This window comes from Sphingomonas sp., from assembly GCF_036387595.1.
GTDB lineage: Bacteria > Pseudomonadota > Alphaproteobacteria > Sphingomonadales > Sphingomonadaceae > Sphingomonas.
Window position 1 is genome coordinate 183,911 of sequence record NZ_DASVTL010000029.1, and the last position, 24,006, is coordinate 207,916.

Annotated in this window: 22 protein-coding genes; 11 read left to right on the plus strand and 11 right to left on the minus strand. The window is 68.1% G+C overall.

Going from position 1 to position 24,006, the window contains the following annotated elements; genetic code table 11:
* Positions 1–35 precede the first annotated feature (35 nt).
* The 3 genes from VF643_RS02130 to plsY all read right to left on the minus strand — a co-directional run bounded on the left by VF643_RS02130 (position 36) and on the right by plsY (position 4,824).
* Positions 36–2,666, minus strand: a complete 2,631-nt coding sequence (locus tag VF643_RS02130) for a TonB-dependent receptor (RefSeq protein WP_331041704.1) — start codon at positions 2,664–2,666, stop codon at positions 36–38.
* A 485-nt stretch (positions 2,667–3,151) separates the two neighbouring features.
* Complete coding sequence (gene dprA / locus VF643_RS02135; RefSeq protein ID WP_414713769.1) at positions 3,152–4,255, minus strand: DNA-processing protein DprA; 1,104 nt, start codon at positions 4,253–4,255, stop codon at positions 3,152–3,154.
* Positions 4,252–4,824, minus strand: coding sequence for a glycerol-3-phosphate 1-O-acyltransferase PlsY (plsY, locus tag VF643_RS02140; protein ID WP_331041736.1), 573 nt, complete (start codon positions 4,822–4,824; stop codon positions 4,252–4,254). The genes dprA and plsY overlap by 4 nt, the downstream gene beginning before the upstream one ends.
* A gap of 136 nt (positions 4,825–4,960) precedes the next feature.
* Here plsY and murI point away from each other — a divergent pair, with 136 nt between their 5' ends.
* Entirely contained in the window at positions 4,961–5,758 is a 798-nt protein-coding gene (gene murI / locus VF643_RS02145; protein ID WP_331041705.1) for a glutamate racemase, read from the plus strand.
* Between the two features lie 13 nt (positions 5,759–5,771).
* On the opposite strand, the gene VF643_RS02150 is transcribed toward murI, so the two are convergent.
* Complete coding sequence (locus tag VF643_RS02150) at positions 5,772–6,437, minus strand: nitroreductase (RefSeq protein ID WP_331041706.1); 666 nt, start codon at positions 6,435–6,437, stop codon at positions 5,772–5,774.
* Positions 6,438–6,524: 87 nt separating this feature from the next.
* Between VF643_RS02150 and VF643_RS02155 the strand changes: the two genes are divergently transcribed.
* The 3 genes from VF643_RS02155 (at position 6,525) to VF643_RS02165 (ending at position 8,674) form a co-directional block, all read left to right on the plus strand.
* Entirely contained in the window at positions 6,525–7,694 is a 1,170-nt protein-coding gene (locus VF643_RS02155) for an acetyl-CoA C-acetyltransferase (RefSeq protein ID WP_331041707.1), read from the plus strand.
* A gap of 128 nt (positions 7,695–7,822) precedes the next feature.
* Positions 7,823–8,254 (plus strand): acyl-CoA thioesterase, encoded by a 432-nt coding sequence (locus tag VF643_RS02160; RefSeq protein WP_331041708.1) that lies wholly within the window; start codon positions 7,823–7,825, stop codon positions 8,252–8,254.
* Positions 8,255–8,374: 120 nt separating this feature from the next.
* Complete coding sequence (locus tag VF643_RS02165) at positions 8,375–8,674, plus strand: GIY-YIG nuclease family protein (RefSeq protein WP_331041709.1); 300 nt, start codon at positions 8,375–8,377, stop codon at positions 8,672–8,674.
* Positions 8,675–8,756: 82 nt separating this feature from the next.
* On the opposite strand, the gene VF643_RS02170 is transcribed toward VF643_RS02165, so the two are convergent.
* The 5 genes from VF643_RS02170 to VF643_RS02190 all read right to left on the minus strand — a co-directional run bounded on the left by VF643_RS02170 (position 8,757) and on the right by VF643_RS02190 (position 15,378).
* A complete protein-coding gene (locus VF643_RS02170; protein WP_331041710.1) occupies positions 8,757–9,983 on the minus strand; it encodes a M20 family metallopeptidase in 1,227 nt (408 codons plus the stop codon).
* Positions 9,984–10,013: 30 nt separating this feature from the next.
* Positions 10,014–11,639, minus strand: coding sequence for a helicase HerA-like domain-containing protein (locus tag VF643_RS02175; RefSeq protein ID WP_331041711.1), 1,626 nt, complete (start codon positions 11,637–11,639; stop codon positions 10,014–10,016).
* A 101-nt stretch (positions 11,640–11,740) separates the two neighbouring features.
* Positions 11,741–13,270, minus strand: coding sequence for a Do family serine endopeptidase (locus tag VF643_RS02180; RefSeq protein WP_331041712.1), 1,530 nt, complete (start codon positions 13,268–13,270; stop codon positions 11,741–11,743).
* A 117-nt stretch (positions 13,271–13,387) separates the two neighbouring features.
* Positions 13,388–14,257: a protease modulator HflC gene (locus VF643_RS02185; RefSeq protein ID WP_331041713.1), complete on the minus strand. Its 870-nt coding sequence runs from the start codon at positions 14,255–14,257 to the stop codon at positions 13,388–13,390.
* Entirely contained in the window at positions 14,254–15,378 is a 1,125-nt protein-coding gene (locus VF643_RS02190; RefSeq protein WP_331041714.1) for a protease modulator HflK, read from the minus strand. Before VF643_RS02190 ends, VF643_RS02185 begins: the two co-directional genes overlap by 4 nt.
* A gap of 69 nt (positions 15,379–15,447) precedes the next feature.
* Between VF643_RS02190 and VF643_RS02195 the strand changes: the two genes are divergently transcribed.
* The 4 genes from VF643_RS02195 (at position 15,448) to VF643_RS02210 (ending at position 17,736) form a co-directional block, all read left to right on the plus strand.
* A complete protein-coding gene (locus VF643_RS02195; protein ID WP_331041715.1) occupies positions 15,448–16,401 on the plus strand; it encodes an Mrp/NBP35 family ATP-binding protein in 954 nt (317 codons plus the stop codon).
* Positions 16,402–16,451: 50 nt separating this feature from the next.
* Complete coding sequence (locus tag VF643_RS02200) at positions 16,452–16,883, plus strand: CoA-binding protein (RefSeq protein ID WP_331041716.1); 432 nt, start codon at positions 16,452–16,454, stop codon at positions 16,881–16,883.
* Positions 16,884–16,945: 62 nt separating this feature from the next.
* Complete coding sequence (locus tag VF643_RS02205) at positions 16,946–17,284, plus strand: hypothetical protein (protein WP_331041717.1); 339 nt, start codon at positions 16,946–16,948, stop codon at positions 17,282–17,284.
* A gap of 29 nt (positions 17,285–17,313) precedes the next feature.
* The gene (locus tag VF643_RS02210) at positions 17,314–17,736 is read left to right on the plus strand and encodes a hypothetical protein (protein WP_331041718.1); all 423 of its coding nucleotides are present in this window, start codon (positions 17,314–17,316) and stop codon (positions 17,734–17,736) included.
* 6 nt (positions 17,737–17,742) lie between these two features.
* On the opposite strand, the gene VF643_RS02215 is transcribed toward VF643_RS02210, so the two are convergent.
* Positions 17,743–19,029 carry a homoserine dehydrogenase gene (locus VF643_RS02215; protein WP_331041719.1) on the minus strand — a complete coding sequence of 429 codons (1,287 nt, stop codon included), beginning with the start codon at positions 19,027–19,029 and terminating at the stop codon, positions 17,743–17,745.
* Positions 19,030–19,239: 210 nt separating this feature from the next.
* Here VF643_RS02215 and VF643_RS02220 point away from each other — a divergent pair, with 210 nt between their 5' ends.
* The 3 genes from VF643_RS02220 (at position 19,240) to VF643_RS02230 (ending at position 22,483) form a co-directional block, all read left to right on the plus strand.
* Complete coding sequence (locus VF643_RS02220) at positions 19,240–19,809, plus strand: exonuclease domain-containing protein (protein ID WP_331041720.1); 570 nt, start codon at positions 19,240–19,242, stop codon at positions 19,807–19,809.
* 31 nt (positions 19,810–19,840) lie between these two features.
* Positions 19,841–21,805 carry an OPT family oligopeptide transporter gene (locus VF643_RS02225; protein ID WP_331041721.1) on the plus strand — a complete coding sequence of 655 codons (1,965 nt, stop codon included), beginning with the start codon at positions 19,841–19,843 and terminating at the stop codon, positions 21,803–21,805.
* Between the two features lie 336 nt (positions 21,806–22,141).
* A complete protein-coding gene (locus VF643_RS02230; RefSeq protein WP_331041722.1) occupies positions 22,142–22,483 on the plus strand; it encodes a hypothetical protein in 342 nt (113 codons plus the stop codon).
* Between the two features lie 148 nt (positions 22,484–22,631).
* Here VF643_RS02230 and VF643_RS02235 read toward each other — a convergent pair whose 3' ends face one another.
* Positions 22,632–23,912 (minus strand): glycoside hydrolase family 130 protein, encoded by a 1,281-nt coding sequence (locus tag VF643_RS02235; RefSeq protein WP_331041723.1) that lies wholly within the window; start codon positions 23,910–23,912, stop codon positions 22,632–22,634.
* Positions 23,913–24,006 lie beyond the last annotated feature (94 nt).

The following is a 24,006-nucleotide window of genomic DNA, read 5'->3' on the forward strand; positions in this document are numbered from 1 at the left end:
GGGAGCAGTCGATAGGCGACTGCCCTGCCTGCGGTTCAGAAGAACAATTTGCGCACCGACAGCCGCACCGTCCGCCCGAGCGCATCGACATAGCCCGGCTGGAAATTCACCGGCACGATGCCGGTCGCGTCCGTCACCCGCTGGCGCGTGTTGGCGACATTATCGACCGAGAACACGACCCGGACCCCGCGCAGCCATGGGTTCTTCCTGATGAGATCGAGCCGCTGACCGAAATCGGCGAAGACGCGCAGGTTCGCGGTCGCCAGGCTGCCGAAGTTCAGCGTGCCGACCGAACTCGCCGCCGATGTGCCGCCGTCGACCTGCGTTGCGTTGCGGTAATTGCCCGACAGGCGCACGCCGATGCCGTTGTTGGCATAACCCGCCTGCACCTCGACCTCGTGACGCGGCTGGCCGCCGTTGCCGCCGATCGCATCGCCGTTCAGCAGGTCGAGCGCGGGGCCGCCCTGGGCAACGAGCACCCGGTCGGTGAAGTGCCAGGTGTGATAGGCGGCGAACTGCAATCGGCCGCCGCCGCCCCCCGGTCCGCCGCCGCCGAAGCGGCCCCCACCGCCGCCGAAGCCGCCCCGTCCGCCACCCTGGCCACCTGCGCCTTGGCCACCGCCGGGTCCGCCCGGAGGCGGTCCTTCGCCCGGCGGCCCGCCCTCGCCGCCCGGCCGCCGTCCGCCGGGCGGGGTCAGCCCCGCAAACGGGTTCGGCCCGGTGCCGGCGCGGAACGCCTCCAGTTCGCGCTGGATCCTGGATTTCAACGGCAGAGATAGGTTGAAGCCCCAGCGCATTTCGGATCGCTCGCTTCGCGCGAAGTTGATCGGTCGTGTGTCCACGCTCAACAGATTGCCCCCGACATCGCGGGTGAACCGGCGCGGGAACGCATCCGCGATCGCCGAGGTGATGGCGGGGAAGCTGGCGATCGGATCGTCGGTGCTCGCGGAAACGTAATTGGCCACCAAAGTCAGGTCGAGGTTCGACTTCGGCTTTATCGTCAGCCCCAGCTTGGTCGTATGGCGATCGTTCGCCAGCAGGTTCGGATTGCCGCCGCTCAGCGTCGTCACCGTCGCCGTCGTGCCGCGCACATAGTCGAAGACGCGCACGTTGGGCGTCGTGACCTGTGGGTTGCCGAGTTGCTGCGCGCTCGGCGCGTCCTCCTGCCCCGTGTAGGAGGCGATCACCCGCACCGCGTCGATCGGCGACCAGTTCGCGCCATAGCCGATCGTGGTCAGCGTGCCGAAGTCGGACAGCCGGTCGATGCCGACGTTGCCGTTGAGCGACAGGGTGCCGATCGCGCCGAGTATCTCGCGCGATCGGCTGGTGAGCGGCACGTCGACGTTCAACAGGCCACTGGCCGTGTCGCGTGAGACCTGCCCGCGGGTGTCGAGCCCGGCGCGGAACGACCGGCTGGTGAAGTCGAGCGTATCGACTCCGAGGCGCAGCGAGGTCGAGACATTGCCTGCGGGCAGCGACGCCAGCGTCCCGTTCAGCAAGCCGTCGACGCCCGCGCTGCTAGAGGTCGAAAAGCCGCTGTTCGCTGCCGCCACCCCAATGTCGGCGGGGCCGAGCAACCCGAGCGGGTTGGCGCTCGAATCGCCCGCAGCCAGTCGGGCCTGGAACGCCCCGGCATCGACGCCGGTGTCGGTGAAGGTGCGGCTCTCCACCCGGTCATAGACGCCGGTCACCGTCCAGCGCCACGCGCTGCCGGCCCCACCCACATTGCCGTTCAGGGTGCTGCCCAGATGCGCGGTCAGCGACTGGTTGCGCTGGCGCAGCGGCTCGCCCGCGTCGATCGCGCGCACGACTGTGCCGGTGGGCGTCGCCAGCGACACGGTCGGCAGGCCGAACGTGCCGACGCTGTCGCTGGTCGCGATGCTGCCGTTCAGGCTCGCCTGGGCCGATCCGAGAGGCCGGGCATAAACGCCGTTGGCGTTGAACGCGCGGGTGCGGGGCAGCAATGTGCGGAATTCGGTCTGGTCGATCGCCGTTCCGCCCTGCCCGACCGCGGCCACGGTGCCGGCCGCGCTGATGTCGCGCTGCGCCTCGGTCAGCGCAGCGGCGGTTTCATATTCCAGGTGGAGGCTCGCGCGGGTGTCGCGCGCGATCTGGACCAGGTCCAGTTCGGCCTCGGGCGCCATGCGTCCGCCTTCTGTTGCGACGCCGTTCTCCAGTTCGACCGTGGCGGCGCGGAAGCGGCGGCGCAGCACGAAGTTCACGACGCGCTGGTCGGCGCGATAGCCGTATTTCAGCGCCACCTCCTCGGGCAGCACCTCCACGCGGGCAATCGCCTCGGTCGGCAGATTGCGGATTTCCTGGAAACCCGAAATGCGCCGCCCGTTGAGCAGCACAACCGGCGCGCCACCCTGCCCGCGCCCGCTCGTCGTCTGCGGGGTCAGTTCGGTGAGCAGTTCGGCGACCGAAGATACGCCATAGGAACGGATGTCGGCCGGGCTGAGCGTGATCTCGGGCGGGATGTCGCCGACCACCGACCCTGCTGGGGTACGCGATCCGGTCACCACGATATCGGCGCCGACGGGTTCCTCCTCGTCGTCCTGCGCTGCCTCGGGTGCGGGCGCCTGGGGCGCCGGTGCCGGCGCGACCTGAGCCACTGCCGCCACGGGGGCGATCACCGCGATAAATCCCAAGCCAGCTGTACGCATATCAGTCCCGTCACTCGTTGAGCTTCGGGCGCCTAAACACCAATTGTCGCAAGATTGTGCCCGTCACGTGCAGAACGCGTTGCGGCCGCTCATCCGATTGCCCTGCCGTGCGGGGCAGCCGCAGCGGTATGCCGGAGTTTGATGGATAGCGGACCTACGGCTCGGTCGACCACACCTCCGTTCCAACGGGGAGGTCGGCCTTTGTAACACCGTGCAGCAAGCAAACCCAGCGGTGTTCCTTCGGCGGCGGCAACTGAAACATGTGTTCGAGCGTGAGGATAGCCGAGCGCTCGATCCCCTCCGGTGTCCGGAGGGTGACAGGGAACTGGCGAGGCCCGGTATACTCGTCCTGCAAGGGGCCGGGCACAACGATCAGCCCTCGCCCTGTAACGTCGAACACGTCCTCAACGGTTAGGAAGGCTTGAGACATTCCGGCGCCATATCGCGATCCAAGCATGTCCGCTATTAGGCGTTTCCTGCCACCCTCACACCAAACTCACCCGCCCGCCCGCGTGCCGCTCCAGCCGTCCGCCGAGTTCCAGTTCCAGCAGCACCGTATGCACCACTGCGGGTGCCAGCGCGGATTGGCGGATCATCTCGTCAACCGATACCGGCACCGGCCCGAGGAGCGTCACCACCACGCCGCGATCACGGTCGCTCGCGTCCTCCGGAGGCGGGCCGGCGTAGCTGCTGCCGGGGGAGCGCACCGCACGCGCGTCGATCGGGCGGATCTGCTCCAGCACGTCTGCGGCATTCTGCACCAGCGTGGCGCCTTCGCGGATGAGCAGGTTGCACCCTTGCGCGCGCGGATCGAGCGGGCTGCCGGGCACCGCCATCACTTCGCGCCCTGCCTCGCCGGCGAGTCGCGCGGTGATGAGCGAGCCGGATTTCGGCGCCGCCTCGATCACGACGGTGCCGGCGCACAGGCCGGCGATGATCCGGTTGCGATAGGGAAAGTGGCGAGCGCGCGGCTCGGTTCCCGGTGGCTGCTCGGCAATCAGCAGACCTTCGACGGCAACACGCTCCTGTAGGGCGCGGTTCTCCGGCGGAAAGGCGATGTCGATCCCACTAGCGATCACGCCCACGGTGGCGCCGCTGCCCAACGCGCCGACATGCGCCGCCGTATCTACGCCCCGCGCCAGGCCGGAGACGACGGTGGTTCCGGCATCGGCCAGCGCATGCGCCAGTTCGCGCGCGAAGCGGCACGCCGCGGCAGACGCGTTGCGCGCGCCGACGATCGCGACGCATGGCGCCTGGGCGAGCGCCACGTTGCCGCGGACGATCATCGCCGGCGGCGCGTTCTCTATCTCGGCCAGGAGCGATGGGTAATCGGCACCGTCCAGGAACAGGTAGCGTGCGCCGAGCCGATCGGTCGCCGCCATCTCTCGGGCGATGGCGCTCGCGTCGGCGATCGGCGGCACCCTGCCTCCCCCGCGCTGCGCCAGCATCGGCAGCGCCTCCAAGGCGGCGTGCGCGTGGCCGAACCGCGCGATCAGCTGACGATAGGTGATCGGACCGATGCCTTGCGTCCGGATCAGCCGCAACCGCGCGGCGGCGTCGGCCATTCCCGATCCGTCCTGCGCCGTCATTTCGCCGCGCCGCCGATCCTCGGTTCGCTGCCGTCCAGCAGCCGTTCGATATTGGCGCCATGCTTAAAGAGCACGATCAGCGCGAAGGCGAGCAGCGCCAGCACGATGTCGAACCGGTCGAACAGCGCCGCGGCCACCGGCGCGCTGACCGCCGCGGCCATGCCGGCGAGCGAGGAGATGCGCAGAAGCGCGAGCAGCGCCAGCCAGACGGCCGCATAGACCAGCCCGACCGGCCAGCTCAGCGCCAGCGCCACGCCCATCAACGTCGCCACGCCCTTGCCCCCGCGAAACCGCAGCCAGACGGGGAAGCAATGACCGATAAAGGCGCCGATCGCCGCGAGCACGCCGTCGCCGGGCGACAGCCATTCGATCAGCAACACCGCCGCCGCGCCCTTGGCCACATCCAGCGCCAACGTCGCCGCCGCCAGCCCCTTGCGCCCGGTGCGCAGCACGTTGGTGGCGCCGATGTTGCCCGAACCGATCGTGCGCAGATCGCCCGCGCCGCCAAGCCGCGTCAGGATCACCCCGAACGGGATCGACCCCAGCACATATCCGACGATCAGCGCCATCGTGGGCGCGACCCATAGCACCTGTGTGCTCACCCGTTGCGCCCCCTTGTCGACGCGAGGATAGTCGATCGTTTCACGCATGACCATTATCATGCGTCAACCTTGCTGTCCTGCACCACCGGGCTAGAAAGCGCCGATGACAGACGCGCGCCCGATCCTGTTCTTCGATTCCGGGGTCGGTGGCCTGTCGATCGTGGCGCCGGCGCGTGCCGCCCTGCCGCGAGCGCCGTTCGTCTATGCCGCGGATTCGGCCGGGTTTCCTTACGGCATCCGCGACGAGGCCGAGATCGCGGCACGGGTGCCGGTGCTGCTCGGGCGGCTGGCCGAGCGATATCGGCCGCGCCTGATCGTCATCGCGTGCAACACCGCATCGACCATCGCGCTGCCGGCGGTGCGCGCGGCGCTCGACCTGCCCGTCGTCGGCACCGTCCCCGCGATTCGCCCAGCCGCCGCGATAAGCGGGACACGGACGATCGGCGTGCTGGGCACCGCCGCGACGGTGCGTCAGCGCTATGTCGATGATCTGGCAGCACGCTTTGCGGGTGATTGCGCCGTCCTGCGCCACGGGTCGGCGGCGCTGGTCGAACTGGCGGAGGCCAAGCTGCGCGGCGAGGCGCCCGCCCCCGAAGCCTTCGCCGCGGCGCTCGACGGACTGCTCGGGCAGCCCGGCGGCGACGCGATCGACGTGGTGGTCAACGCCTGCACGCACTTCCCGTTGGTAGAGGCAGAATTGGCGGCGGCGGCGCCGCGACCTTTGCGCTTCGTCGATGGCGGGGAGGGCATCGCGCGGCGGATCCTCGCGCTGACCCAGGGACAGGACTGGCCCGACGAGGCGGCGCGCGGGGTGGCGGTGTTCACCCGGCTGGGCGGGCGCGAGGCTGCGCTTGCGCCGGCCTTAGCGGCGCGGGGCTTTGCGGACCTGGAAGAATTGTGAGCGGGACGAGCGGCTATTCGATGACCCGCAACCACTCCCCCTCCTCCGCACGCGCGCTCCGCAACCGGTTCACCGGCGCGTCCGTATCCTCCCACCCGATCGCAACGCCGCAGAAGATCATCCGCTCGGGCGGCGTGCCAAGGAATCTTTCGACAGTCTGCGGATACACCGCCCACGCCTCCTGCGCGCAACTTCCCAAACCCTCGCCCACCACCAGCAGCATCAAGGTTTGGAGATACATGCCCAGGTCCGCCCATTGCGGCGGTCCCATGCGGCGATCGACCGTCACGAAATAGGCGGCGGGCGCACCGAAGAAGGCGAAGTTGTTCGCGAACCATGCAAGCCGTGCGGGCTTGTCGTCGCGTGGTATTCCCAGACGCGCGTACATCGCCTCGCCGATCGCAAACCGGCGGGCGCGATAGGGATCGACCAGGTCGCGCGGGTAGATATCATAGGCCGCCGGCTCCAGCTGCCCGCTTGCCAGCGTCTGCGCCATGATCGCCTTGAGCCGTGCCATCGCCTCGCCGTGGACGATGTCGACATGCCAAGGCTGGAGGTTGCCGCCGGTCGCCGCGCGCGACGCCTGCACCGCCAGCGACCGCAGGAGATCGAGGGCGACGGGTTCGTCGCGGAAAGCGCGCACCGATCGCCGCGCGGTCACTGCTTCACCGACCCGCATCGCCCGCGTCTCCCGTTTGCCCGGACCATCTTGTCCCGCCCCGCGATATGCGCGAGAGCGGCGTTAAAGCATAATGGAGAGCGAGAGATGGCCGAAGCCTATATCGTCGAGGCGGCACGCACCGCAGGAGGCCGCCGCGGCGGGCGGCTCGCAAGCTGGCACCCCGCGGACATGGCGGGCGCGGTGCTCGATGCGATCGTCGACCGTTCCGGGATCGACCCGACAGCGGTAGAGGACGTCATCATGGGATGCGTCAGCCAGGGCGGCGAGCAGAGCTTTCAGGTCGGGCGCGGCGCGGTGCTCGCCTCCAAGCTGCCGCAATCCGTGCCCGCGGTGACGATCGACCGCCAGTGCGGCTCCTCGCAACAGGCGATCCAGTTTGCCGCGCAGGCGGTGATGAGCGGCACCCAGGACGTCGTGATCGCCGCCGGCGTCGAATCGATGACCCGGGTGCCGATGGGATCGACCGGCGCGCTCTTTGCGCAGGCGGGCCTGGGCGGGTCCAAGTCGCCGCGTCAGGAGGCGCGCTTCCCGGACGTCCAGTTCAGCCAGTTCGTGGGTGCGGAGATGATCGCGCGCAAATACGGTTTCGACCGGGCGATGCTCGATGCCTATGCCGCCGAAAGTCACCGGCGTGCGGCGGCGGCGACCCAGCGGGGCGATTTCGCGCAGGAGATCGTCGGGCTTGAGATCGAGACTCCAGAAGGCACGCGACTGCACGACACCGACGAGGGCATCCGCTTCGACGCGACGCCCGAGTCGATCGGCGCGGTGAAGCTGCTCAAGGAAGGCGGCGTCATCTCGGCCGCCAACGCCAGCCAGATCTGCGACGGCGCCAGTGCGGTGCTGGTCGTCAGCGCGCGCGCCCTGAAGCAATATGGCCTCACCCCGCTTGCGCGCATCCACAACCTGACGGTGACGGCGGGCGATCCCGTCATCATGCTGGAAGAACCGTTGTTCGCCACCGACAAGGCGCTGAAGCGCGCGGGCATGACGATCGACGAAATCGACCTTTACGAGGTGAACGAAGCCTTCGCGCCGGTGCCGCTCGCCTGGGCCGGGCACACCGGCGCCGATCCGGCCAAGCTGAACGTCAACGGCGGCGCGATTGCGCTGGGCCATCCGCTGGGTGCCAGCGGCACGAAGCTGATGGCGACGCTGGTCCATGCGCTCCACAAGAACGGCGGGCGATATGGCTTGCAGACGATGTGCGAAGGCGGCGGCATAGCCAACGTCACGATCGTGGAGCGGCTCTGACGCCGCCTTCGATTGAGTCAGCCATATTCCCCCGGAACGAAGCCGGGGCGACGAAAGGGTAAAATGAACCTGAATCTTGCGAAGCAGACGTCAGCGACCGGCGGCAGATCCCTCGTGAGCGGGCGCTGATGCCGCGGCCGGAAAGCTGGCGGCTCGATCCCGCCGCTTATGCGCACGACGCGGTGATCCCGACGCGGTTCCAGGATCTGGATACGCTCGGGCATATCAACAACGTCGCGATGGGCGCGCTGTTCGAAACCGCTCGCGTTCGCCTGAACCACGCGCTCGGCCTCGTGCGCTTTCGCGGCCATCGCTGGCTCGTGGCGCAGGTGAAGATCGACTATCTGGCGGAGGGGCACCACCCGACCGATCTGGTCATCCGCTCCGCCATCGGCGAGATCGGCACGCGCAGTTGGTGCATCCTGGCCGCCGCCTTCGACGACGGCCGCCCGATCGCGACCTGCGACGTGGTGATGGTGATGGAACGCCAGCAGGACGTGAGCAGCCTGCCGGCGGAGTTCCGGGCCGCGTTGGAGCGGTTCAGGGTGAAGCGGCGATAGGTAGCACCAGAACACGTCATCAGGCAGGGAGCGAGCGTTCGCATGGCCGCAGATGTTCTACAGTAAACCTCTCGTCATCCCGGGCTTGACCCGGGATCCCGCTTCTTCTCTTTTCATCCGATGAGCGAGGGACCGGGCGGAGGATGGGTTTACATCATGGCCGACCGCTATCGCGGCGCCATGTATGTCGGCGTCACTGCGCATCTTGCAGCGCGTGTGCATCAGCATCGTACCGGTTCGGGGTCGGCGCATTGCGCACGTTACGGGCTGACACGGTTGGTCTGGGCCGATCGTGGAGATGAGATCGTGGCCTGCATAGCGCAGGAAAAGCGGATGAAGCGTTGGCGGCGCGAATGGAAGTTCGACCTGATCGAACGTGGCAATCCGGACTGGTGCGATCTCTTCGACCTGTTGGCATAGCTGCAACGTCGAGGAAGAAGCGGGGCCCCGGCTCAAGGCCGGGGCGACGGTCGTACGATAGTTGGGCTTCGCCCTACCCACCTCAATCGAATCCCCGCTCCAAAAACCGCTCCGCCACCGCGCAGTGCAGCGCGATGCCGCGGGCCATCACCGATTCGTCGATCGTCATGCGGGTGTTGTGCAGCGGCGGGTTGGTCGCCGGGTCGGTGCCTGCGGGCGCGACGCCGATGAACGCCATCGCGCCGGGAACTTCGCGCAGGACGTAGCTGAAATCCTCGGCGCCCATCATCGGCGCGGGCATGGCGGCATAGTCGGCACCGATCGCGGCGGCGCACGACGCCATCAGCCGGGTGCCGCGCGGGTCGCAGACGGTGACGGGGTAGCCGGCGTCGATCCGCGCCTCCGCGGTGGCGCCGTGGGCGGCGGCGATGCCCTCTACGATGCGACGAAAGGCGCCGTGCATCTCGCTGCGCGTCGCTTCCGACAGGGTGCGCAGCGTGCCGTGCAACTCAACCGTCGAGGGAATGATGTTGTGCGCGGTGCCTGCATTGAACTGGGTGATCGACAGCACAGCGGGGTCGCTCACCGCGATCCGGCGGGCGACGTAGCTTTGCAGCGCGCCGACGATCTCGCACGCGATCGGGATCGGATCGAGGCAGTCGTGCGGCATGGCCGCATGCCCGCCGCGCCCGGTAATCGTCGCCGAGATGGTATCGGCCGAGGCGAGCAGCGCCCCTTCGCGGCTCACCACGACGCCGGTCGGCATGTTCGGCGAGATGTGGAGCGCGAACGCCGCATCGGGCGCGGCCTTCGCCAGCAGACCGTCCTCGATCATGAAGCGCGCGCCGTGATGCCCCTCCTCGCCCGGCTGGAACATGAACGCGACCGTTCCCGGCAGCGTCTCGGCGCGTGCGCACAGCGCCTTGGCCGCGCCGACCAGCATCGCGGTATGCGAATCGTGCCCGCAGGCGTGCATCGCGCCGGGGGTGCCGGAAGCGAAAGCCAGCCCGGTCTCCTCCTGCATCGGCAACGCGTCCATGTCTCCGCGCAGCAGCACGGTACGGCCGTTGTCGCCCGCCTGCTCCCGCCCCCCGCGCAGGATCGCGATGAAGCCGGTGGTCGATCGGCTGTCGTGGATCTCCAGCGGCAATCCGGCGAGTGCCGCCTTGGCCTTGTCGGTGGTGCGCGGACAATGGAGTCCGATTTCCGGATCGGCATGGATCGCGCGGCGCAGCGCGATCGTATCGTCGAGCAGGCCCGTGCCTATCGTGGACCAATCGGTGGTGCCGGTGTCGAAGTCGAGCGTCATTGCCGTTTACCCCAATGGCTTGCGAACATCCTATCGTCCGCGGAACAGATTGCCCAGCACGCTGCGGGTGATCGTGCCGATCAGCCCGCCCGCAGCGGTGCCGCGCTTGCCGCCGCCGAATACCTGCTTGCCGATCTCATTGGCCACCTGGCGCCCGATAGAGGACGAGGCGGCGCGCGTCGCCGAGGTGGCCATCTGGGTCCAGGGTGAGGCTTTTGCGGCGCGATCGGCTTCACGCTGCGCGGCCACGCGGACCCGCTCTGCTTCGCGCGCCGCCTTCGCATCGCCCTTCGCCTGCGTTGCCGCGGTCCTTTCCGCATCCGTCGCCGCCTTTGCTTCGGCAGCCGCAGCGCTCGCCTCCGCCGTCCTGGCCGCGAGCATCTCCTCGGCCGACTCGCGATCGACCAGCGCATCGTATTTGTCGCCGATCGCGTCGGTTTCGATCAGCGTGCGGCGTTCATCGGCGGTTACCGGTCCGACGCGGCTGGCGGGCGGTGTAATCAGCGTGCGCTCGACCGGTGAAGGCGAACCATCGGGCTGAAGCAGCGACACCAGCGCTTCACCGACCTTCAACTCGGTGATTGCGGTGGCGACATCGACGCCGGCGTTGGCGCGGAACGTCTCGGCGGCGGATCGCACCGCGGCCTGATCGCGTGGCGTGAAGGCGCGCAGCGCGTGCTGGATGCGATTGCCGAGTTGGCCGGCCACCTTGTCGGGGATGTCGATCGGGTTCTGGGTGATGAAATAGACGCCGACCCCCTTCGACCGGATCAGCCGCACGACCTGTTCGATCTTCTCCAGCAGGGCGGCTGGCGCATCGTCGAACAGCAGGTGCGCCTCGTCGAAGAAGAAGCACAGCACCGGCTTGTCGGCATCGCCGATTTCCGGAAGATGTTCGAACAACTCGGACAGCAGCCACAGCAGGAAGGTGGAATACAGCTTCGGACTCTGCATGAGCTTGTCGGCGGCGAGAATGTTGACAATCCCGCTACCCCGGTCGTCCCCGCTGATAAAATCATCGAGGTCGAGCGCCGGTTCGCCGAAGAAATGCTCCGCGCCCTGGCTGCGTAGCTGGAGCAGCGAGCGCTGAATCGCGCCGATCGACTGTTTCGAGACGTTGCCGTAGGTCGTCGTCAGTTCCTCGGCGCGCCCCGCACAATGGCTGAGCATCGCCTGGAGATCGTCGAGGTCGAGGAGCAGCAAGCCTTCGCCATCGGCGACGTGGAAGGCAATCGTCAGCACGCCTTCCTGCACCGCATTCAGGTCCATCAGTCGGGCGAGGAGGAGCGGTCCCATCTCGCTGACGGTCGTGCGGATCGGATGGCCGCTCTGGCCGAACAAGTCCCAGAATTGCACCGGGGTGGCACGGTACGTCCAGCCGGTGGCGCCGATCTCCGCCGCGCGCGCCGCAAAGGCATCATGGGTCTTGGCGGTCGGCGATCCAGCCATGGCGAGGCCGGAGAGGTCACCTTTCACGTCGGCGACGAAGCACGGCACGCCCGCCGCACTGAACCCTTCGACAATTCCCTGGAGGGTCACCGTCTTGCCGGTGCCCGTCGCGCCCGCGATCAGGCCGTGGCGGTTGGCGCGTTTCAGGGTGAGGGTCTGCGGCTGCGTGCCGCCGGGGCCGCTGCCGATGTAGATGCCGTCGGTCATCGTCACGCTCCTGATCGAGGAGCGAGTGTATCCCGACGGCAGCGATTCACAAAGCGCGCCCTGTCGATCCTCCCCGCAGAACCGGGGAGGATCGACGGAGGCTATTTGCGGATCTTGACCGGCACCGCACCGGGGGTCCGGCCGCGCTGGATCGACAGGATCACCTGGTCGCGCCCCTGGGTGCGTGCCGCGCCGACGCGGGCGAGCACGTCGGCCGGAGTCCGCACGGGCGTGAAGTTGACCGCGGTGATGACGTCGCCGCGCTTCAGCTTCTGGCCCGCATCGGTCGATGGATCGACCGTGGCGACGACGACCCCCGAGATGGTCGAGTCCACGCCCACCGACCGCGCGATCTGCGGGGTCAGCGGGACCACCTGCACGCCCAGCGGGTTCGCCGCCGGCAACGTGGGCGTGGTTGCGCCATCATCGTCGGGCAGACCATCGTCCGCACCCTCGGCGCCGGTCAGCGCCGCCATCTGCTCCTCGCTTGGACGCGTGCCGACGACCGCATTGATAGTCTGCGGTCGGCCGTCGCGGATCACCTCGAGCCTCGCCTGCCCGCCCGGCGCGACGTTCGCGACAAGACGGCTGAGCGTGGTATCCGGGTTCACCTCGTTGCCGTTGACCCGGACGACGACATCGCCGGCGCGCAACCCCGCCTTGGCCGCAGCCTCGCCCGGCTCGACCCGCGAGATCAGCTCGCCGCGGTCCTTAGGCAGGCCCAGCGCCGCTGCGATGTCGTCGGTCACCGGCTGGATGCCGACGCCCAGATAGCCGCGCTTGATCGCGACGCCCTTCATCAGCGTGTCGATCACCGGCTTGGCGTCTTCTGCCGGAATCGCAAAGCCGATGCCGATGTTACCGCCGCTCTGCGAGAAGATCTGGCTGTTGATGCCGATCACGTCGCCCTGGAGATTGAACATCGGCCCGCCCGAATTGCCCTGATTGATCGAGGCATCGGTCTGGATGAAACGATCCGCCGCGCCGCCGCCAGTCACCCGGTGAACCGCCGAGACGATCCCTGCGGTCACCGTGCCGCCCAGTCCGAACGGATTGCCGATCGCGACCACCCAGTCGCCGACACGCGCCCGCGTCGAATCGCCGAAGCGCACGAACGGCAGGCCGGTGGCGTTGATCTTGAGCAGCGCCAGATCCGACGTCGGATCACGGCCGACGACCTTGGCGATATATTCCTTGCGATCGGGCAGCGTCACGGTGATCTCGTCCACCGACGCGCCGCGCGCGCCGGGTGCGATGACGTGGTTGTTGGTGACCACGTAGCCGTCGGCCGAGATGATGAAGCCCGATCCCAGCGACGCGCCCTGGCGCTTGACGGGCGGGCCGCCCTGCTGGCCGCCGCCGAACTGGCCGAACAGGTCGCCGAAGGGCGTGCCCTGGAAGGGGTTCGCTTGCGCCTGCTGCACGATCGTCTGCTTGGTCGAGATATTGACGACCGCGGGCTGCAGCTTGGCGACGAGATCGGCGAACGATCCCGGCGCGCCGGCGCGCGGCACCACGGTCTGCATCTGGGTGGGGTCGTTCTGGGCTACCTGGGGCGCGGGCTGAAGGGCCAGGCTGGCGGTCGCACCGCCAAGCAGCAGCGCACCGGTAATGGCGTAGGCATAACGCACTGGTCGAAGTTCCTCTCGTTCACGGCGTACCGGACGGATCGTTCATCGCCGATCCAGCCTGAACGCCATTTGAATACTCAACGAATATGGGTTCGCGAGAGGCGAAGCCCAATAGCTCTACCGACCCCGCCCCTCGAATTCGCGCAGATAGCTGTTGTTGGGCGACAGCACGAAGCTGGTCGATCCCGCGCCCTCGGTATTGCCGCGTCCAAAGGTGTAATTGTAGGACTGCATCGCGCGGTAGAAGTCGTAGAAGTCGGCGTCCTTGCCGAAGCTGCCGGCATAGATGCGCGCGGCCTCGGCATCCGCATCGGCACGGATGATCGCACCGCGACGCTGGCCCTCCGACGAAATCGTGATTGCCTGCTGCTGACGCGCGGTCTGCATCCGGGCGAGCGCGCTGCTCAGCGGCGTGCCGTCGGGCAGTTCGGCCTGCTTGATCCGCACGTCGACGATCTCGACTCCATATTGGCGCGCACGACGTTCCAGCCCGCGCTGGATCGCGTTCATCACCTGGCTGCGCTCGGCCGAAAGCAGCACCGTCAGGCGCACCTTGCCCAGTTCGTTGCGCAGCGTCGAACCGAAGAGGGGACGAAGCTGATTGGCGACGCCTTCCTCGCTGCCCGCGGTCGCGAGCATGCGCTTGGGATCGACGACCCGGAAGCGAGCGAAGGCGTCGACGTTCAGCCTTTGCTGGTCGGTCGAGAGGACCGGCGTGTTCTCCAGATCGAGGTCTAGCACGCGCTTGTCGACGTAGGTGATGCGGTCAATGAACGGCAGGCGTGCGATCAGCCCCGCGCCGGTCGCGCCCAGCCGTTCGCCAGGCTGGAACCGGTTGATGACGCGGATCGGCTGTTCCAGACGATACACCACCGCCTGCTGCGTCTCCGGCACGATGGCAAAGGTCGCCGCCGCCAGGATCACGAGCAGCAACGTCGCGATCGCGCCGACGATCGGGTTGCGCCAGTTGAGCGACAGGCCGTTCACTGGACCGCTCCCTGCGCCGGCGCCGCGGGTGCGGCGATCGCGGGTTCGGGCACCCGCCTGGTCTGGCCGAGCGGGAGATAGGGCACGACGCCCGCCTGCTCGATCACCGTCTTGTCGCTGCGCGCCAGAACCTTCTCCATCGTCTCGTAATACATGCGGCGGCGGGTGACTTCGGGTGCCAGCTTGTACTGGGCATAGACGCGGTCGAACGCGCCCGCCTCTCCCTGCGCCTTGGCGACGACCTGCTGCGCATAGGAGCGCGCGCGGTTCACCTCGCCCACCGCTTCCTGCTGCGCGACCGTCACCTTGTTGAAATCCTCGACAATCTGCTGGGGTGCGGCGGCGCGGTTGATCGACACGCCCTGGATGCGCACGCCGGCGCGATAGCTGTTGAGCAAGGCTTGCGTCTGTTCTGCGACGCGACTCTCGATCGTGGTGCGTCCCGAACCTAGCGCCTGATCCAGGCTGGTCGTCGCGATCACCGCGCGCATCGCGCTCTCGGCGGCGGCGCGCACCGTGTCCTCGGGCTTGGCGAGCTGGAAGGCGTAATCCTTCGGGTCGGCGATGTTCCACTGCACCGAATAGGTCAGATCGACGATGTTCTGATCGCCGGTCAGCGTGAGATTGACACCGTCGCCGCGGGGAAAATTCTCCGTGCGCACCAGGCTGACGTCATATTTGCGCACGCTAGCGATGGGCGCCGGCCAGGTAAGCTGAATCCCGGGAGCACGCGTCCCCACATAGCTGCCGAAGACGGTAACGACCCCGCGCTGCTGCGGCCCGATCTGGTGGAAGGACGTCATCACCAGCCATAGGCCGACGAGGATCGCCGCGCCGATCGCCCACAAGGCGCCGGGGTTCGACGGCGTAGGAAAGCCGCCGAAGCCGCCGCCCTGACCGCCACCACCGCCTGGCCCGCGGGTGCGCTTGAGAAATTCGTCCAGCGCAGACGACTTGCCCGGCACCTTGCGCCCGCCCGGCGGCTGCGCCCAGGGGTTGCGCGGTCCTCCGCCGCTGCCGTCGTTGCCATTATTCCCCCAAGGGCCTTTGGGCGTCTCGGCAGGGAGGATGATCGGGGGGAGGATGGAGGGGCGTGCGAACCAGCCCGGAATGATCTTCATGACACCGTTATAAGAACCCTTGCGGCGAAAAACAGTGCCAAGCGATCCGGTCGGTCCTATCTGGCGCGCATGATCGATCGCGACCGCCTCACCCACGCCGTAGCCGCCGTCGCGGGCGCCCGCGCAACCGCCCGCATCGAAGGCGCGCGCGTCGGCGTCGTCCTGGATGCGACGGGCATGTCGGCGGCCGACCGCGACGCTTGCGAAGCCGCGATCCGCGTCGCCGCCGCCGCATTGCCCGGAGTCGCCGATGTCCGCATCGTGGTCACCGCAGAGCGCCTGGTCCGCCGCATCGTCGCGATTGCCAGCGGTAAGGGCGGGGTGGGCAAATCGACGCTCGCCGCCAATCTCGCCATCGCGCTGGCGCGCGCGGGCAAGCGCGTCGGGCTGGTCGACGCCGACATCTATGGACCGTCGCAGCCGCGGCTGATGCAGGTGGAGGGCACGCGCCCGACCGCGCACGACAAGGTGCTCGATCCCGTCCCAACGCCTTACGGCGTGCCGCTGCTGTCGATGGGGCAATTGGTCGAGCCGGGCCGCGCGCTGGCATGGCGTGGGCCGATGGCGGCGGGTGCGCTGACCCAGCTGGTGGAAGGTGCCTGGGGCGCCGCCGAGACGCTGATCGTCGATCTGCCGCCGGGCACGGGCGACGTCCAGCTGACGATGGTCCAGAAGCACCGCCCGGCAGGGGCGGTCATCGTCTCCACGCCGCAAGATTTGGCCCTGATCGACGCACGCCGCGCGTACGACCTGTTCGAAAAGGCGGGGATTCCGGTCATCGGCCTGGTCGAGAACATGGCGGGCTATGCCTGCCCGCATTGCGGCGAAGTCTCCGACCCCTTCGGCCGCGGCGGTGCAGAAGAAGAAGCCGCGCGGCTCGGCATCCCGTTCCTCGGCCGGGTGCCGCTAACGATCGCGATCCGCACCGCCTCGGATGCAGGCACGCCCCCGGCAGCGGATGCCGACGACACCGTATTCGCGCCGATCGCGGCGCACGTCGCCGCCTGGCTGGAGACCCACTGAACCCGCGGCGTCTCCAGGGCGTTGATGCGCGAACGAGCTGGAGCCTCATCATGCCGTTGACCGCCGATGCCGATATCAAGGCGCTGCTCGAAAGCGCGCGCACGATCGCGATGGTCGGCGCTTCCGACCGGCCCGATCGTCCCTCCTACCGCGTCATGGCGACGCTTCAGAACCATGGCTACCGCGTCATCCCGGTCAATCCGCAGATCACGGGCGAGCATGTCCACGGCGAATTCGTCTTCCGCGAATTGTCGCAGCTGGGCAACCAAATCGACATCGTCGACATTTTTCGCCGCTCCGATACCGCGGGCGAGGCGGTGGACGAAGCCATCGCGATCGGGGCGAAAGCGGTGTGGATGCAGCTGGGCGTCTTCAACGAAGCCGGCGCCGCCCGCGCCGAAGCGGCGGGCCTGCAGGTGGTGATGGACCGCTGTCCGGCGATCGAGATCCCTCGTCTGGGCGTCGCGCCGGTCTCGGACTGACGCGACCGCAGTTCCGCCGCAATCACGCGGCATCGTGACGGCGACACGAGGAAGGGCGCCCGATGATCCCGCTGCTGCTGCTGATCGCCGTTGCCGACGACCCCCTTCTCACAACTGCGCGCGCACGGCTTGCCGCCGAGCAGGGGTGCGTTGTCGATCCCGATTCGACAGACATAACGGTCTGCGGGTTGCGCCACGCCGACCGCTTCCGCGTGCCCCTGGTCGTCCGCGATGCCGGCGATCCCCGCTACGAGACGGTGGCCGCCGAGCGCGCGCGGCTTCAGGCGCCGACCAATCCGGTTCGCGAACTCAGCCCCTTCCTGGTCGGCGGCGGCATGGCGGGCGTGTCGATCGGCATAGGCTTCGACGGCAGCGTCACGCGACGCAAGCCGGCGCCGTGATTCTCCTCGCTTTGCTCCAAGCGGTCTCGGTGCCGGCAGCCGGCGTCGTCACACGGGCGACCTCCGCCGCGCCGGCAGAGCGCTTTTCGATCCTTGCGCAACCGTGCGGACGCGCCTCGGGGGAGACGGTGGGCAACGACATCGTCGTCTGCGGCCGCGATGCCGACGTCCAGCGACTGCCGCTGCCCGACGAGCGCGGGCCATCCGACCGTGCTACGCCCTCCAACCCCTATCTCCGCGCGGACGTGGCGCTTGCCGCGGAGGGGACGCCGTGTGCGGCGACACAGCGGGGCTGCCAGGTCGGCATTGGCGGCCCGCTCCTGGCCGCAGGCGTGAAGGGGCTGGTCACGGCAATATCAGACGGCGTAGCCGATGCCAAAGTTCGCAAGGCCCGGCGCCAGGATGCGGGCAAGCGCGTCGCCATTCCGCTTAACGAACCCGCCGCGAGATAGGTCGCCCTACTCCAGGATGTGCATCAGCAGCGGCGCGCCGGCCAGGCTCTGCGACCCCCGCAACCGTTCCAGCGCCTGCGCCACGCAGCGTTCCGGCCCTTCATGGGTGACGATCGCCACCAATGCCCGGCCATCGTCGGTAGCGCCGCGCTGGATCAGGCTCTCGATCGACACGCCGGCGTCACGCATCGCCGCGGCGATTTCGGCCAGCACGCCTACCTTGTCCTGCACCGCAAAGCGCAGATAGGCGCGACCCCGCCGTTCGCCCGCATCGGCGGGCGTCGCCTCGGCCAGGGCATCGGCGGGCATGGCGAACGGCAGGCTGCAATCGCCGCGCGCGATGTCGATCAGGTCGGCGACGACCGCGCTCGCGGTCGGCCCGGCGCCTGCGCCCGGCCCCTGAAACAGCAACCGTCCAGCGAAGTCGGCGTCGGCGACGACCGCGTTGGTCGATCCCGTCACGTGCGCCAGCGGATGATCGACCGGCACCAGGCAGGGGTGGACCCGCTGGAACAACCCCGCGGCACTCGCCTCGGCCACGCCAACCAGCCGGATGCGATAGCCGAGCGCCGCCGCCTCGGCGATGTCCGCCGCCAGCACGGGCCGGATGCCGTGCGTCGCGACGTCGCCAAACGCCGGCCGGGTACCGAAGGCGATCGCCGCGAGGATCGCCAGCTTGTGCGCGGCATCGACCCCGTCGATGTCGAAGCCGGGATCGGCCTCGGCATAGCCCAGCGCCTGCGCCTCGCTCAGCACATCGGCGAAGTCGCGCCCTTCCGCCTCCATCTTGCTCAGGATGAAATTGCAGGTTCCGTTGAGGATGCCGTACACCCGCGAGATCGCATTGGCCGCTGCGCCCTCGCGCAGCCCCTTGATGACGGGAATGCCGCCCGCGACCGCAGCCTCGAACTTCAGCGGCACACACGCTGTCTCGGCCGCGCGCGCCAGTTCCAGCCCGTGATGCGCCAGCATCGCCTTATTCGCGGTCACGAAGCCACGGCCCCCTGCCAAAGTCGCGCGCGCCAAGGCGAGCGCCGGCCCGTCGGACCCGCCGACCAGCTCGACCACGACATCGACTCCCTCGGCCTGAGCCAGGGTCGTGGTGTCGTCCACCCAGGCGAAGCGCGTCAGATCGACGCCGCGGTCCTTGGCGCGGTCGCGCGCAGACACCGCGACGACCTCGATCCGCCGCCCCGCACGCCGCGCGATCAGATCGCCATGCGCGTCGAGCAACGCGACGACCCCTGCGCCGACCGTCCCCAGCCCCGCCAATGCCACCCGCAACGGTTCCATGCTCACACCCCTTCTTCGCTTTGCGGTGCCTAGCGGAGCGGAAGCGAAAGTGTCGAGCGTAAGTCACCCTCACCCTTCGATGCTGCGCGTCTCTCCCTCTCCCGGGGGAGAGGGAAGGGGCCCACCACCGCAGGTGATGGGAAGGGTGAGGGTGAGGGTGAGGGTGAGGGTGAGGGTGACCCCGCAACGCTCGCCCTGTAAAGCGCACCCATGTCCACCACCCCCGACTTCGTCGTGATCGACGTCGAGACCGCCTGTTCGCGGTCGAGCAGCATCTGCCAGATCGGCATCGTCGCCTTCACCCAGGGCCGTGAGACATTCGCCTGGGAAACGCTGATTGACCCGCGTGACGATTTCAGCCCCTTCAACACCCGCATCCACGGCATCGCCGCGTACCACGTCGCCGCAGCGCCCCATTTCGGCGAGGTCCATCACATCGTCGACACCCACCTCGCCGGGCGCCTGACCGTCGCGCATTCCAGCTTCGATCGGCGCGCGCTGGCCAAGGCATGTCTGGTCCACGAGCGCGACCGCATCGCGACCCGCTGGCTCGACAGCGTGGTCGTGGCACGCCGCGCCTGGCCCGATCTGCCCAATCACAAGCTCGGCACGCTCGCCCGCCACCTGGGCCTCACCCACCGTCACCACGACGCGCTCAGCGACGCGCGTGCCGCCGGGCACGTGATCCTGCACGCCATCGCAGAAACCGGGATTGCGCTCGCCGATTGGCTGACCCCACTCGCCAAGGTTCGCCGAAAGCACGAGCAGCCGGGCAATTGAGGGGCAGCAGCAGCTACGCTACGCTGCCCGCATGATCGGATCCAGAATACCTGCCACCCCTGCGTCCTCGATGCGCGAACTCACCCTGCGCGGTATCGTGCTCGGCGGCATCATCACCCTGCTGTTCACCGCCGCCAACGTGTATCTGGGGCTGAAGGTCGGCCTGACCTTCGCGACCTCGATCCCCGCGGCGGTCATCTCGATGGCGATCCTGCGTTATCTGCCCGGCGCGACGATCCTGGAGAACAACATCGTCCAGACCGTCGCGAGCGCGGCGGGCACGCTGGCCGCGATCATCTTCGTGCTGCCGGGACTGGTGATGATCGGCTGGTGGCAGGGCTTTCCTTATCTGCTAACCGCAGGGATCACCGCGACCGGCGGCATCCTGGGCGTCATGTTCTCGGTGCCGCTCCGCCGTGCGCTCGTCGTCGATTCTCCGCTGCCATATCCCGAGGGTCGCGCCGCCGCCGAGGTGCTCAAGATCGGCGCCGGGAGCCGGGAGGGCGAGGAGGAAAGCGCCAGGGGCCTGCGCGTCATCGTCGTCAACGCGCTGGTATCGGCAGGCTTCGCGGTGCTTGCCCAGACCAAGCTCGTCGTGGGGGAGGCCGCCGTGTGGTTTCGCACCGGCGCGGGCGCGACCGGCATCTCGGGCGGGCTGTCGTTCGCGCTGATCGGCGCGGGGCACCTCGTCGGCATTTCCGTGGGCCTTGCGATGCTGGCAGGAGTCGTCATCGGCTGGTGGATCGCGCTGCCGATCCTGACCGCGATGAGCCCCGCGGCGGGGAGTGTGGAAGCCTGGGCGACCGGCGTGTTCCGCAGCGACGTGCGCTTTCTGGGCGCCGGCGTCATCGGCGTCGCCGCGATCTGGACACTGGCAAAGATCATCGGGCCGGTCGCCGCGGGCATCCGCTCCTCGATCGCGGCCAGCCGATCCGCGCGCAGCGGCGCGACCGTGGCGCTGGAGGAGCGTGACCTGCCCTTCGGCGTCGTCGTCGCGGTATCGCTCGCGGTGCTGGTGCCGATCGCCGCGCTGCTGTGGTCGGCGATTACGGGCGGCGTGCTGGCGGCGTCGGCGGTGTCGCTGATCGCCGGGGCGCTGGTGTTCATCCTCGTCGCGGGACTGGTGATCGCGGCGGTATGCGGCTATATGGCTGGGCTGATCGGCGCGTCCAATTCGCCGGTGTCGGGTATCGGCATCCTCGCAATACTCGCCTCGTCGCTGCTGCTGGTCGGGCTGTTCGGCCGCGATCAGCCGGTTGCCACGACGCAGGCGCTGGTCGCCTATGCGCTGATCGTCACCGGGATCGTCTTCGGCGTCGCGACGATCTCCAACGACAATCTTCAGGACTTGAAGACGGGCCAGCTCGTCGGCGCGACTCCGTGGAAGCAGCAAGTGGCGCTCGTCATCGGCGTGATCTTCGGCAGCCTGGTGATCCCGCCAGTCCTCGACCTGCTCAACGGCACCCTGGGCTTTGCGGGGGCGCCCGGCGCAGGGCCGAACGCCCTGCCCGCCCCGCAAGCCGCACTGATTTCGGCCCTGGCCAAGGGTGTGCTGGGCGGCGATCTGAACTGGTCGATGATCGGCATCGGGGCGCTCGTCGGCGTGGGCGTCATCGTGGCGGACGAACTGCTCGGCCGGGCGAAGGTGATGCGCCTGCCGCCGCTCGGCGTCGGATTGGGCATCTACCTGCCGATGGCGGTGACGCTGCCCGTGGTGATCGGCGCGTGCGTCGGCTGGACCTACGACCGCTGGGCGACGCGCACGCCCGATCCGGAGCGCGCGATCCGCTTCGGCGTGCTGACCGCGACCGGCTTGATCGTCGGCGAAAGCCTGTGGGGCGTGGGGTTCGCCGGGCTGGTATATGCGACCGACAGCGATGCACCGCTGGCGGTGGTGGGCGACGGATTTGCACCGTTCGCGCTGGGCGGGGGAACTTTGGTGTTCGCAGGGCTGGTGGCGGGGTTGTACCGGTACACGCGGCGGGCGGCAGGGTAGATGCTTTCGGCTGCATTCCTGACGGGCCACGGGTCTTCAGCATGGCGGCTTGAGGCTGTCGCCCGCCGGTGCAAGGCCTTGGGAATTGCGAAAGGTCACTGGAAAGTCACAACCTACACGGGTGCGCTTCCTTCCCGTGCTGCCGAAGTTGCCGCGGATCGGTGAGGGGAAAATTGCGAATTTCGGACGTTGCCGACATTGCATGACTGAGAAAGAGCGAGCGGTTTAGAGTGGGTGTTGCACGGAAATCAGGTTGTAGGACAGGGCGCCTGTTGACGGATCGCATCTCTTGCTGACATCCATTTCATGCCACTTAGGTGCTGAGAGGTGGGTGCCATGATCGTGCCGGTTGTTGCGCTTGTTTTTGGATCCGCAATGGTCGCGCTGTCGGTATCGGCCAACCTTCGTTTCAGGAACGAAGCCAGATTGCCGATGCAATGGTCTTGGTCCGGAACGGTGAACTGGTCAGCTCCTCGGGTGCCCGCGCTGATGTTCACTCCGGCATTGGCAATCTTCGTCCTGATCCTTTTTGTTGCAGGAGCGATGAATTTCGATCCTCGGCCCGGCCAGGAGGGCATGGTCTTACCCGCCCTGATCGGCGTGGGGTGCATTTTCGTTGCCGTCCATGTGTTCCATCTGTGGCTGATCGAAAAGACCTTGCGCCGCAACGGGCGCTGACGGCCAACATTGCACGGCGCCTGCTCACGCCGGCGGCAAAGCCGCCGTCGAACGGGTTCGGCTTGGCCGACCCGCCGGCCGGGCGGGGCGCTGCGGCCCGGCTCTGCCGGGCGCATCGGCGCGGGCTTGGCCGCGCCTGCGCCGCGCCTCACATCGCCGCCAGCATCTCCTGGATGCTCACGAAGGCAAAGCCGATCGAGCTGTCCGCGATGCCATAGGGCAGGAACAGGTCGTCGCCGTGGCGGATCGCACCGCACGAATAGACCACGTTAGGAACGTATCCCTCGCGGTCCTGGTCCTTGGCGGCCAGGATCGGCTGCGTGGTGCGGCCGATAACCTTGCCCGGATCGCGCTTGTCGAGCAGCACCGCGCCGATCGAATATTTGCGCATCGCCCCCACCCCGTGGGTGAGCAGCAACCAGCCCTCGTCGAGCTCGATCGGCGGCCCGCAATTACCGATCTGCACCAACTCCCACGGGTAGGTCGGGGTCAGGATCTTCTCGCCGTCCTCCCAATGCTCGAGCTTGTCCGATTTCAGCAGGAACAGGTTCTCGCCGTCCGACCGCCCGATCATCATATACTGCCCACCGACCTTGCGGGGGAACAGCGCCATGCCCTTGTTGCGTGCCGCCGGGCCGGTCATCGGCACCAGATCGAACGCACGGAAGTCCTTGGTGCGGAGCAGCTCGGACTGGATCTGCGAGCCGTTATACGCGGTGTAGGTCCCGATCCATTCCTCGCTGCCGTCGTCGTGGCGGAAATGGACGATGCGCAGGTCCTCCAAACCCTTGGACTGCGCCTCGGTGATCGGAAAGATGACGGTGCCCGACAGCGTGCTGTCGCGGTGGCGATAGACCGTCACCGGCCCCGCCGGCATCTCCTCCTCGCCCCGCCCGATCGCGTCGGTCGCAGTCGCGAACGGCGGCTCGGGCGCGAGCTTCAGCTGGTTGCGATCGGTGATGATCCCCTCGCGGAACGCCACCGACGAGATATGCCCCTCGCCGACCGCGCGCAGCGACATCAGGATCCGCATCGAACCCTCGGGCATGCCCGACTGGTCGAAATGCGGGACCGCGCTCGGGTTCATCAGCGCCGCGGCGGCATAGCTATATTCGTGACAAAAATAGGCGCCGATCAGCTGGCGCTTGACATCGCCGATGTCGGCGCCATCGAGATCGAGCAGCCCTTCGATCTCGTCATAGCGGGTCATGAACACCCGCCGCGTCTGCCAGTGCCGTGCCTCGAAGTCCTTCAAGACCTCCTCGAGCTCGTTACGCGCGTCCTCCGGCCCCATCTCCAGCACTTCGGCGACGAGCCGCTCGGTGCGGCTAGGGCCGCCGCCGTTCCCCGCCCAAGCGATATGGAAGGGCCTTACGACCACGCGGGAAGGATCGGCATGAAGCCGCAGGCGGTGGGTGAACAGTTCCATCGCGAAACAGCCTCGTCCAGGTCGTCAGGTTCCGACGCCCCGGACGATTGTCCTAGGCGACGACGCGATCCGCTCCTGCCACGCCTTGTGCCGA

What these genes read in the sequence shown, in the direction of transcription:
- VF643_RS02130 (WP_331041704.1), bottom strand. Translation starts at nt 2,666, where the DNA reads ATGCGTACAGCTGGCTTGGGATTTATCGCGGTGATCGCCCCCGTGGCG.
- dprA (WP_414713769.1), bottom strand. Translation starts at nt 4,255, where the DNA reads ATGACGGCGCAGGACGGATCGGGAATGGCCGACGCCGCCGCGCGGTTG.
- plsY (WP_331041736.1), bottom strand. Translation starts at nt 4,824, where the DNA reads ATGGCGCTGATCGTCGGATATGTGCTGGGGTCGATCCCGTTCGGGGTG.
- murI (WP_331041705.1), top strand. Translation starts at nt 4,961, where the DNA reads ATGACAGACGCGCGCCCGATCCTGTTCTTCGATTCCGGGGTCGGTGGC.
- VF643_RS02150 (WP_331041706.1), bottom strand. Translation starts at nt 6,437, where the DNA reads ATGCGGGTCGGTGAAGCAGTGACCGCGCGGCGATCGGTGCGCGCTTTC.
- VF643_RS02155 (WP_331041707.1), top strand. Translation starts at nt 6,525, where the DNA reads ATGGCCGAAGCCTATATCGTCGAGGCGGCACGCACCGCAGGAGGCCGC.
- VF643_RS02160 (WP_331041708.1), top strand. Translation starts at nt 7,823, where the DNA reads ATGCCGCGGCCGGAAAGCTGGCGGCTCGATCCCGCCGCTTATGCGCAC.
- VF643_RS02165 (WP_331041709.1), top strand. Translation starts at nt 8,375, where the DNA reads ATGAGCGAGGGACCGGGCGGAGGATGGGTTTACATCATGGCCGACCGC.
- VF643_RS02170 (WP_331041710.1), bottom strand. Translation starts at nt 9,983, where the DNA reads ATGACGCTCGACTTCGACACCGGCACCACCGATTGGTCCACGATAGGC.
- VF643_RS02175 (WP_331041711.1), bottom strand. Translation starts at nt 11,639, where the DNA reads ATGACCGACGGCATCTACATCGGCAGCGGCCCCGGCGGCACGCAGCCG.
- VF643_RS02190 (WP_331041714.1), bottom strand. Translation starts at nt 15,378, where the DNA reads ATGAAGATCATTCCGGGCTGGTTCGCACGCCCCTCCATCCTCCCCCCG.
- VF643_RS02195 (WP_331041715.1), top strand. Translation starts at nt 15,448, where the DNA reads ATGATCGATCGCGACCGCCTCACCCACGCCGTAGCCGCCGTCGCGGGC.
- VF643_RS02200 (WP_331041716.1), top strand. Translation starts at nt 16,452, where the DNA reads ATGCCGTTGACCGCCGATGCCGATATCAAGGCGCTGCTCGAAAGCGCG.
- VF643_RS02205 (WP_331041717.1), top strand. Translation starts at nt 16,946, where the DNA reads ATGATCCCGCTGCTGCTGCTGATCGCCGTTGCCGACGACCCCCTTCTC.
- VF643_RS02215 (WP_331041719.1), bottom strand. Translation starts at nt 19,029, where the DNA reads ATGGAACCGTTGCGGGTGGCATTGGCGGGGCTGGGGACGGTCGGCGCA.
- VF643_RS02220 (WP_331041720.1), top strand. Translation starts at nt 19,240, where the DNA reads ATGTCCACCACCCCCGACTTCGTCGTGATCGACGTCGAGACCGCCTGT.
- VF643_RS02225 (WP_331041721.1), top strand. Translation starts at nt 19,841, where the DNA reads ATGATCGGATCCAGAATACCTGCCACCCCTGCGTCCTCGATGCGCGAA.
- VF643_RS02230 (WP_331041722.1), top strand. Translation starts at nt 22,142, where the DNA reads ATGATCGTGCCGGTTGTTGCGCTTGTTTTTGGATCCGCAATGGTCGCG.
- VF643_RS02235 (WP_331041723.1), bottom strand. Translation starts at nt 23,912, where the DNA reads ATGGAACTGTTCACCCACCGCCTGCGGCTTCATGCCGATCCTTCCCGC.